The organism is Pseudoalteromonas sp. SA25 (assembly GCF_011378705.1).
GTDB classification, from domain to species: domain Bacteria; phylum Pseudomonadota; class Gammaproteobacteria; order Enterobacterales; family Alteromonadaceae; genus Pseudoalteromonas; species Pseudoalteromonas arctica.
Genome location: NZ_WTKV01000004.1, coordinates 115,737 through 126,710, shown reverse-complemented (window position 1 = coordinate 126,710; position 10,974 = coordinate 115,737). Strand labels below are relative to the sequence as shown.

Sequence of the window (10,974 nt, the reverse complement as noted above, 5' to 3'; positions counted from 1 at the left end):
TACAGTTTTTACTGTACAATTGTACACTTAATGAACAGTATACACGATATTTCGTTTTACTATACTACTTAATACCAGCTTTACTTTCTCCTTTATTTATTCAGCCTTAAAAAGGTAGGTACTATTTATAAAAGGTTGAATGACTTTTAACATGCTGGCGGCATAGCTCAGAGTTAAGCTCGCCGCTTTGGTTTGTTTTAAAACGACAGTATTTAATAGATTGTTAGATACGCTTTATTCATAATTTTATCTCGTGTTGAGAGTAAAAAAGAACTCTAAATTTAACTTCTACCATATTTCCTTAATTCGAGGTCTTACCTTAAATACCTATCCACGTTTCCTCGTAATTCTGCATTTGATCAACCCCAATTCCATCTTCGCTCGTGTCATCAAAGTTATAGGGCTGGAAAGGACTTAACCAAATTCGAGCGGGCATCCCGTTTTCAAGTTGATTAAACCCTATATGGACACGGCTACCTTCACGAATTTGTTGTGGGTACCGAAAAGTCCCTATTTTAATATAGTTTTCTTCACCCCAAAAATAGGCGGTGTATATGTTTTTACATGTTGTATGTACATTAATTACAACACACGCGACTGTGTAGAAATTTGGTATAGTAAAGCATCCACCAGCCATGGTTGTGTGCGTGTTTTGCTTCACCAAAAAGTAATTCGCTTTTGAGTTTTTTAGCTCATCTAATGTCGTCATTATGTTTGGGTAATCAAAATCACTGCTGAAGCCGAAAATCTCTTTTGCACGCAGTAGGCGTTCGCAGTAAGGGAGTTTAATTTCGAAACCGTTAATAGACGATATATCCGTAATCACTAAATCGCTCCCATAGACGTAACACTCAATAACGCCGTTTTCGATTTGCCCTATTTTTACTTTTTCTAATATCATTTCAGATACAGGAAGTGAAAGCTCCACAGGCTGATTTGAAGATGTTACCGCCTTAATCGAACTCAGAGATTCGCACCCAAAACGTATATAAAGGCGATCACCTACAGGCACCTCAATGGCCGCCGGTTTTTCTGTGCTCTGAAATTGTTCAGCGTATGTTGTTTTGTTGTTGTGCTTAAACGCTGGTGGTTTAAAAATAACGAATGGGACGTTTGACGCTTCCTTACACAAAGACTCCACCTGCTCATAACCATCAATAACACGAGAACTAACGATGTTATTAAAATTCAAAATAGCGACGCCCACGACATCATATGACATTCTAAGCACTTCGCGCATGTAGGATGTTTTTTTCTGCCCGTAGTATTCGAATACTTCGAATCCTGTCTCGTCGTTGTTTAATAGCAAAGTAACTTGACGCCAATTAATTGAAGACTTGCCTTGTTTTTTTAGGACTACTGTTTTACATAGAAACATCATATCCCCCCCCCAGAAGTCGGCATCGATTACTAAAGGCTTACATTCGTTGCGATGAGTAATGGGTTGTTTGGGTTCAATATCGGAATAAATGCTTTTAATAAAATTGAGATTAATCTTTAAAAGGAGAGATACACTTAAATGCTTATATTGTGGGATTATACACTCAGAATACCCAGTTACTTTTGTTTTACTTTTTTGGATAGCCATAATTATTACACCTGTTTTGTTGAAATAAAAACATTATGTATGAAAATTTAAATTGCGCATCTACCTGAAAATTAACCACCAACTGAATTCCCTCTTCATGATCAGTTTTTTCATAACCTTCTGTTTATAGAAGTTTTATTTGTGATGATATCAAGCATCGCAATTGCTGTGACTCCCGAAAGCTTATAGCTATTACGGATTAAAAATTCTTTACTTCATTTTCTTTAAGTAAAAGCTTATTGAGTGATGCTGCATGCCCGCTTCCATAACGATACAGGACGGTTACTGTATTTATTTACTTACTGGTCGCGATGCAAAACGATCGACACTTTACCTACCTTGATGGTACTAATTAGTGCCATTTTTAACACAGATGCTGTTTGAATTATTGACCGCTCTAAAACTATCATTGTGTAGTTTTTCTTTTTATATGAGATCTTATGCTTTGGAAATCGTGTTCTTAATGCTATTTCTAAGTATCGTGCCACTTGTTGAACGGCAGCAGAATCGAATGTTTTTACCCATGAAAACTCTTAAAACGGCTTTATTCCCATGAGTAATGAAGCTATATCTTTGTAGAAGAAAAACGTTCTATCGTAATCATATCGACGTATATTTTCAGAAAAATAAAGTGAATTGTCTTCTATATAAAAATTACGCCATATATCCCCCAACATACTAAATAAACTCCATAGCGTTTCAGATAGTTAATACTGTAGAAATGAACAGTTTTTAACCGCATTGTTTTAATGTACATTAAAACAATGCACTTACTTAAACTTTGGAGAACAATATGGAAACGGGTTTAGTGGAGATATACCTACATCATTCATACTTTAGAGGCAGGTTAACGGGGGTTGAATGCTTAGGGCATACAAATAATACAGGTGGCAACGGAGCAGGAAAAACGACGTTACTTAGTCTTATACCGGTATTTTATGGTTTAGAGCCCAGTAAGGTGGTAGATAGAGCAGCAGGTAAGCTCTCTTTTGTAAATCACTATTTACGCACGAAAAAATCCATGATTGTTTTCGAATATAAAAAAGCAGGGGATACCAAATGCGTTATTTTATATCGATCCAAAGACGCTATAGCATATCGATTTATCGATGCGCCAGCCAGCGTTGCTCTATTTAGTCAAGTAATGCTACGTGCTTTAAACGACTACGACAATGCAAAAGAATGGCTAAGAGAATGCGTATCTCGTGAATATGATGTTTCAAAACAACTATCGACGAGTATTGATTATCGCTCAATAATACAAAATGATAAGCAGCGTTTAAGAACACGCCGTAAAGCTGAAGGCTCACTTATTCAGCTAGCACATCAGTACTCCTTATGTTCAAGCGACTCTCAAATGAGACACATAGAATCATTATCATCAGTACTTATGCGCCATGATAAGCTTTTAGCGCAATTTAAATTAATGGTTGTTGACAGCTTTCTAACTGATCAAATTGAAATAGGACAAGCGCCTTATCACAAAGAGGATATGGAGTACGTTAGTAGTATTGAGACGTTAATAGAGCTGGAAAAGCACAAAGATAAATTTTCTGAATCAATTGCTCAATATGAAGGACTAAAAGAGTCATGGGGCTACTTGCTCTCATATCAAAATAAGCTCAAAAAAGAGCTCGCCTCCAATGTTAATTCACTTGAAGAACAAAGCTTCAAGAGAAAGCAGCTTAAAACTGAAAAAAGTGAATTTGTTAGAAAATCGCAAGAGCATCTATCACGTCTCAATACAGCATTTGGAGCGCACTTTAACAAAGCCGAAACTAAAAAGAGCCTAATTGATAGCATTTACGATGCGCGTGAGAAATGGGATGCCGAAGTCGACATTGTATCTAAAATAGCAGAATACGAAGGTTTAAGATCGTTAGAAGATAAAGCTGAAAAAGATGTAAAGCACTTTAAAGCAATACTAGAGTCAGCCCACTCTGAAAAGCAGTCATACGATACAGAAGTAAGCAAACATGAAATGGAAGCAAGTCGGGAAGAGTTAGCATTAACACAAAAAATAAGTCAGCTCCAAGAAAGCCTACATCAATTTGAACTCGAAATGCAGCAAAAAGAACTGCTAAAAAGTGAACAAGCTAGCCAAGAACAACACGCATTTAAGGAAAAACGAAACATTCAAAGTAAAGCCTTATTGGAGACCGTTCATAGGTTACGGGTTGAACAGCAAAAGGCGAGTAATTATTCACCTGAGGAACATGCGGCGTTAGATAGCCTCAAGAATAAGATTGCAGAATTAAACCGCTTTTTAATTAATGACCTTTATACACAGCAAAAAGATGCGCAAGAGCAGCTAGATAATAAAAAGCAAGAAAGAGAAGCATTACTAGTCCAGCGAAAACAAAAGAATAATGAGCTAGATACTAAAAGAAATAAAAGAATCGAGATAACCCATCGATTAACCCCGGAGGATGGGACTGTCCGCAGTTTTCTAAATCATAATTTAAAAAATTGGCGTTCAACAATTGGCAAAGTAATCAGACCAGAGCTACTTACGCTCAAAACACTATCACCAGTTATTGGCGATGCTTCAGATCACCATTGTTTTTATGGTGTGCTTATCGATTTAGAGAACATACTTCTGCCAGAAGAAGCACTGTCGGATGAAATATTAAGCCAACAACGAGAAGAAATAACCCGCGAAATTGAAAATTTAGTCACAGATATTAAAGAAATAGATAAAAAAATATTAGTTTTAAATAATGTTGTAAATACTATTGGTTTAGGTATCGGCAAACTACTGCGAGATGAGCAAAGGTATAAAGATGATATTGCTAAGTTTGAACTACAAGAAAAATCAAAAATGCGCGCCATTGACAACGATGTGTCTAGCCGGTTACGAGTACTTGACAATAAAATAGCGAAAGCGGTTGAAGTGCAACAGCAATTTGATAATGCGACAAAACAATGTGAATTAGAGATACGTAATAAATACCAAGAAGAACTTATTGCCTTTAAAGCAAATGCCTCTGCAACGCACTCACAGATGGTTGAGACAATTTCAGCGAAAGAATACGCTATAACAGTTATCAAAAACGATTTGAAGCAGCGTTTAATTGAATTAAAAGATGCATTTAATTGTGTACTGAAAGATAAGGATATCGATCCAAAAACGGTTCAAGGCGCCAGACAAAGAAAAGAAGAGTCAGAAGCGAAATACACCGAGGTGAAAGCGTTTTCCCACATTATTTCAGATTATAAGACATGGGAATCGTCTACCTGGCGTAAAGTTGAATCATATGAGTCAGAGCTTGCATTGCTTAATAAAAGTATTTCTCAAATTGAACAAGAAATCACTACAGCTACTGAGAACTCTGCGCGCACTATTGATGAGAAAAATCGAGTATTAAATGAGTTGGACCGAGCAATAGAAAAATTAGAAATGACGATATCTGCTATTCACTCTGCTTTAGAGGATATTAGATTACACAGTCAATTGATCCCAGTGGGTCATCAACCAGCCCAATTAGATGACTCAATACCATTAGAAGTGATGATCCAATCAGCTAAAGAGGCTGTAACGTCTATTAAAACACTCAGATGGAAAATTAGTTCAGCAGTTAAAAAAGTCGGTGAAATATTATTAGCCACAGGGAAATCAAATAATAAAGTCCTTCATATTTGGCGCAGTATGGAAGAGCAGCGCATTGCTATATCGGAGCATGATAAATTTAGTGAGGATCTTTATATTGAAAGCGTAGTCGATGTAAGAGTGTTAATCGAAGAGTCTATACCCGATATAAAAGCTGTTATTTTGGAATCGATAAAAACGGTTGGTGCAAGATACATCCGTTTTTATCAAGCGCTCACAGGTTTGAAGAAGAAAGTAAGAAATGTATCTGCCAAGTTAGTTAAAGAAATCAACACCTCAAATAATTTCGATGCATTAGATGATATCAAGATTGAGCTTGTTTCTAAAATTGATGAATTTGATCTTTGGTCTGAGCTAACGGCATTTAACAGCGTTTGGGAGCGATGGGGGGAACTAGGCACAGATAGCCTACCCGAGAAAGATTTTGTAACGACTTTTTCCAGTGTTATTTCTGAACTAAAAGACAGTAGAATTTCAAGTTCCATCGAGTCTTTAGTGGATATTGATATTTCCATGACAGAGAATGGTCGATTAGTAAATATAAGAACAGATGCTGATTTAAAGAGCATCAGTAGTACGGGTATTTCAAAGTTGGCCGTCATTGTTGTTTTCTGTGGAATGACACGCTATTTGTGTAAAGACCATAATATCACTATTCATTGGCCCCTAGATGAACTTGGTGAACTATCTGATGAAAATGTCATGCTTCTTTTTGATTTTATGGATCAGAACAATATTTCACTATTTTGTGCTCAGCCTAATCCATCGGTTGTACTTTTGAGGTACTTCACTTCTAAGAATTATGTGGATAAAAATTTAGGCATAAAGAAATATGTATCTAGAAAAACAAACAAACAAAACCCTCTGATTGCCCAAACGACTGCTCAAGTTGTAAGGAGTGACGCTAATGGCTAGTCGTTTTGAAAATTGCATTGAAGCATTGCTAAATCAAAATATCATCTGTGAGGTGTCTAATTCAGACAGCTTTTCCTATTTAGATACGCCAGAGAATGAAGAGTCCGTAAATAACTTCTTTCACCGTATAGGTAGAAAAGTTGCCAGAACGAGAGATCGCAAAGGGTTTTATTGTGTGTTTAATTCAATTGAAGATAAAACAAAGCGAAACGCTGTTGAAAAACACTTTGAATATATTATTATCAATTTAGAAGGGTTAATTGACTGGTTACGTTTAGTTCGTAATGTAGATCATGAATCAAAGCCGATAGAAGCCGGTATGAGAATTAAGGAGTCTGAGTTACTGGCTGCGATAGAAGAGTCATCATCACTAAAGTTACAGTTAGAAAACATCGCGCATAAGTTTAAAAGAGCACAAAACGCGACTGAAACGAAAACTAAACTGCGTTCAATACTGCAATACTTAGTTGATGAAAAGTACCTGACTTCAATAGGTGGCAGTGGTGCAGTCTATACAGCTACGGCAAAATGGTCGTTAATTTACGACCAGTTAGAGTTCATAAAAATATATGAGGGCATCGAAAGCGAAAGTGATGGTAATGAAGAACAAGTGGAGTTGTTCTAATGGGAAGAAAAGAAGATTCAAAGGCTGCCATAAGAGCTCTCAGTAAGCATATAGACGTTATCGATGAGTCTTGTTACATAGCAAGAGGTCAAATTGAAGACTTGCCAGAAAATGAGCAAGTGATTAATTCTTTAAGCAAAAACCGATTAGCCTATTATTTAGATGAGTCATTAGGTGTTCAGCTTCACAGTAAAGTCCGTGGACTATTAGATCATGTAACAAGCCGGCACCGATTTAGAGAAAGGCATGGTGCTTTTTCAGGGTTGATAGAGGACCTAGAAAATACCATCCAAAGTTATAAACAAGCTAAAACCCGTCGTTATAGTGATGGTGAGCGATTCTTTGATGAGATACGTGAAACGATTATGGAGTTGATGGACACGCTAACAGACACTGTTAATATGTTTCATCACATTATCGGTGATGAGTTTAGTGTTGTTTGCGACATTGATGAAAAAATTAAACAAACATCTCGTTGTAAACAAGAAATAACAAAGTTAAACCATGTTTTCAATCAGTTAAGTGTCGATAGAATGAATAGCTGGGTAGGGGTCGACCTTCAACTTGAAAGATTGCTTATGAAAGTCTTAAAAGCTCATGTCGATAAATGCCTAAAAGATTTAGCTGCCAGTAACCGTAAATTGGTTAAGATGCTAGATAAGCTGATGAAAGATAAAAGCGCGCAAAGGTTAAATAAATTAATTGACTCGTTTCATGGTAAATACACATCAGAGCCAGGCTATAGACCTAACATATCCTCTTTTTTGAATTTGCCTGTGTGTGTATCAATTGCTAAAAGGTTATCTTTAGGTGGTTATGGCGATTTAGATAACGCAAGGGATGAAGAGCTATTGGTAGATGCATCCTTATCAGCACTAAAAAAATCAAGCGGCACGCCTCATCAATTTGATACTGAGGATGAAAGCGTTGTTATTACCGATGAGCGTGGTGTTGAACTTGATGAAAAGATGGATCCTCTGATTGAAAATGTAGAATTCTTTTTTGATGCATTATTCGACAGCGAACACACTGACGATCTCTCTGCGAAAAATGCATATCACCAGCTAAATGTTGCCTCAAGTGTTGAAGATTGGATGCTGATGATAACGAGCTACTTTGAGGCTCAGCGAAAATCTGTTCTAAAAATTGCAAACGTGGAGGAATTAAGAGAAATAATCCCTCCATTCGATGGGACTATTTATGTCAAAGACATAATTTTTAAAAAGGTCTCAAATGAAGTTAGATAAAAAGACCGTGCGGGCCGCTCAGCGATTAATTCAAAAATCCCCGCGAGCAATTAATGAATCCGCCGTTCTTAAGATGATAGTAGAAGAGCTAGATATAGCAGATATCAGAAATAAGAAAATTTATTTGACTGCTGAAAATTTAGCTTACATTGAAAAGTACTTTGATAACGCACTCGAAGTACCATTATTAGTTATAGACTTAGATGTTGATACTCGGTTTATTGCAGCTAAAAAGATGAAAAATGAAAAATGGGCGAGAGGAGGCGTCTTTGATGGGATGTTGTCTATGGCAGGTAAAGCGCCGATCCCCGTTATTGGTTCAACGTTTCATGTTCAACCAGGCACCGTTTATTCAATGCGTTATGAGAAACTAGATATAACTAAGATTCATACATTATTAATTGTAGAAAATGGTGAGCTAATAACAAACTGGGATAAAGTCATTCCTCATCTGCCTAAGGAATATCAAAATGCACTTATCTTATTTAAAGGCTATGGTGAAAACCAAAATCACCTTAAAATAATGCTTAATGAACTCAACCCCAGTGTTAATGTTGGTATCTTTTTTGACCATGATGCTGCAGGTATTGATATGGCTTTGAAATTATCTCAATACTGCTATATCGACATAGTTGTGCCGACATTCTTATCTGACAGTATTTTAATGAAATCAAAAGCTGAGGAATTCGACAAACAGTTTCCTCAGTTGCTTAGAAGAATCAACTGTCAAAAAACACCACCACAAATCAAATCCATATTAGAAGATATGGGAAAGAGAAAGTTAGCAATTACACAGGAGCATCTCATCACTCATAATGCTCCTCTTGGTTTAATAAAAGGCGTGAGAATATAATGATTAATGGGGGCTTAGGCACAAAGGGATCCAGGTTAAAAGCGATTGAAATGTTTGCTTATTGGGAAGGTGTAGTAAACGCATCAACTTTAGCGAAACTATTTAAAGTCACCATTAGTAATATTACTAAAAGCTTAACTGACTATAGAGGGCTATACCCAGGTACACTCATCTACAATAAAAGCTTAAAAAGGTATGAACCTGCAGCGTCTTTTTCGTGTCATTATATCGATGGCTCATGGCAAGAGTATGCAGCCTTTTTAAGGATCAATAGTCAAGTTTATAAGTCTGATTATTGGGGGGCATTGGCAATCGACTTTGGCCCATTATATACAGGTTCTGTTGACCCTAAAGTTGTCAGAATGATTACCCAAGCTATTAGTAAAAAGTACGCTGTTAAAATTACATATTACTCACTATCTCAACCTGGCGGTAAAGAGCGAATAATACACCCAATAGCATTAGCTGATAGTGGAGTCCGTTGGCACTGTAGGGCATTCGATGAATTTAGAAATGAATTTAGAGATTTTCACCTAGGTAGAATAACGCAGGCTGAGTTAGTTTCGGCTTCGACCATTGACGCTGAAAAGGACACTGCGTGGATGACCTTCGTTGAATTACATATAGCGCCACAACCGAGTTTAACGTGTGAGCAAAAGAACGTAATCATGATGGATAAAGGGCGGGGCAACAGTTTTTCAGTCAAAGTAAGAGCGGCTATGGCTGAGTATTATCTCCAGTTTCATTTAATTAATAAACACGTTAGAGCTAGCAATCCTTTAGAAAGGCCTTTGTATTTGGAAAATTATGATGAGATTAAACCATGGTTATTTGGTGGGTGATTATCAGGACAATTTCATAGGTAGCGCGCTGTTTATACGATTGCTAGCGAATCTTTATTGATTACTCATAACACTAATAACTTTATTACAAATAGTATGGTAAGCATGAGTGAGTTTTTAATCGAACTCAATCGTGAGCAGATTTAAGCTTTATATGAGCAAGTAAATACCGCGCCTCAACCTGAATGCCACCTGAACTATGGGTTCGATTAATAATCCTCTTGCTGTGATTACTAATCCGGACTATAATTGGAAGTCATTGAGTTCATTGGTTTTTAATCTTAAACTCTGTAACTAACAAATTAAAATTTACAGTAATTAAATAGGGTAGGCAAGGATGCTAAAAAATACGCGATATTTAGGGCTTTTTATAGTCATTTTACTGATGCTTTCAGCGTGTTCAAGTACTGATCCAAGAGAAAAGATCCCCATAACCTATAAGCAGAAAATAAAAATTCAACAAGGCTATCAACACACCAGTACCTTGCCATCTGATAAGCGTCTATTACATGCATTGAAACAACGTAATTTAGTGATTTCTGATACCGGTCAAGTCTTACCGATGTTTGCAGGCGTGTGCAATGCACAACTCTACTATCGTCTTTCACCCAATACATTAATGCCTAGTTTTGTCGGCAAGCACCGTGATTTACTGTCGGGGTTTTATTTAGAGCTTAACACCGCAGATAACACTTGGTTTTTAATCAAATCGCAGACAAATAAAGATTCAAAAGAAGTGTTATCAGGTGTTGTGAGTAAGTTAAAGACACGACTTAATGAACAAGACTTAATTATTTTAAAAGTACCCGAAAACACACCCCAAAGCGCTTTAGTAAATCTAGAGAGTTATGCGAAGCAGCTATTTACACATAATCGAACGCAACTTATCACTTCAACAAAGCCAAAGATCAAAGGTTTAGAACGAGCGCTTATCGTAGGCAACAATCTGCTAGCCGATTGCAGTAAAAATGCAGACTTTATTACACAAGCACAGAAAGAATATGCGCCTACGGACAGTCTTGTTGAACTTGTACTCTCCCTACCAAGTAATGCTGATTTTAATCAACTAAAACATCAGAAAGTATTAATGTCACAAGGCCAATATCTTACCAATGATGATAAAACGGTCAACTATTCTGCCTATCTAAAAGGCATCAATAGTGATAGGTGCCAAACAATATCACACTTAAACCCAGACTATATATATTGTGATGTACGCAAACGAGACGCTAGTGATTTGATCAGCGACGGTCCATTTATTATCAAAAAGAAATCAAAGAAATAAGACATAAAC

7 protein-coding genes are annotated in these 10,974 nt (G+C 36.7%); 6 read left to right on the top strand and 1 reads right to left on the bottom strand.

The window, feature by feature from the left end; translation table 11 throughout:
- Positions 1–319 precede the first annotated feature (319 nt).
- Positions 320–1,588: a hypothetical protein gene (locus GQR45_RS04760; RefSeq protein ID WP_165725279.1), complete on the bottom strand. Its 1,269-nt coding sequence runs from the start codon at positions 1,586–1,588 to the stop codon at positions 320–322.
- Positions 1,589–2,381: 793 nt separating this feature from the next.
- Between GQR45_RS04760 and GQR45_RS04755 the strand changes: the two genes are divergently transcribed.
- The 6 genes from GQR45_RS04755 (at position 2,382) to GQR45_RS04730 (ending at position 10,965) form a co-directional block, all read left to right on the top strand.
- Positions 2,382–6,113, top strand: a complete 3,732-nt coding sequence (locus tag GQR45_RS04755; protein ID WP_165725278.1) for an ATP-binding protein — start codon at positions 2,382–2,384, stop codon at positions 6,111–6,113.
- Positions 6,106–6,738, top strand: a complete 633-nt coding sequence (locus tag GQR45_RS04750) for a hypothetical protein (protein WP_165725277.1) — start codon at positions 6,106–6,108, stop codon at positions 6,736–6,738. The genes GQR45_RS04755 and GQR45_RS04750 overlap by 8 nt, the downstream gene beginning before the upstream one ends.
- Entirely contained in the window at positions 6,738–7,985 is a 1,248-nt protein-coding gene (locus tag GQR45_RS04745; RefSeq protein WP_165725276.1) for a hypothetical protein, read from the top strand. Before GQR45_RS04750 ends, GQR45_RS04745 begins: the two co-directional genes overlap by 1 nt.
- Positions 7,972–8,838, top strand: a complete 867-nt coding sequence (locus GQR45_RS04740; RefSeq protein WP_165725275.1) for a hypothetical protein — start codon at positions 7,972–7,974, stop codon at positions 8,836–8,838. The genes GQR45_RS04745 and GQR45_RS04740 overlap by 14 nt, the downstream gene beginning before the upstream one ends.
- Positions 8,838–9,680, top strand: a complete 843-nt coding sequence (locus GQR45_RS04735) for a WYL domain-containing protein (protein WP_165725274.1) — start codon at positions 8,838–8,840, stop codon at positions 9,678–9,680. Before GQR45_RS04740 ends, GQR45_RS04735 begins: the two co-directional genes overlap by 1 nt.
- A gap of 337 nt (positions 9,681–10,017) precedes the next feature.
- Entirely contained in the window at positions 10,018–10,965 is a 948-nt protein-coding gene (locus tag GQR45_RS04730; RefSeq protein ID WP_165725273.1) for a hypothetical protein, read from the top strand.
- Positions 10,966–10,974: the final 9 nt, after the last annotated feature.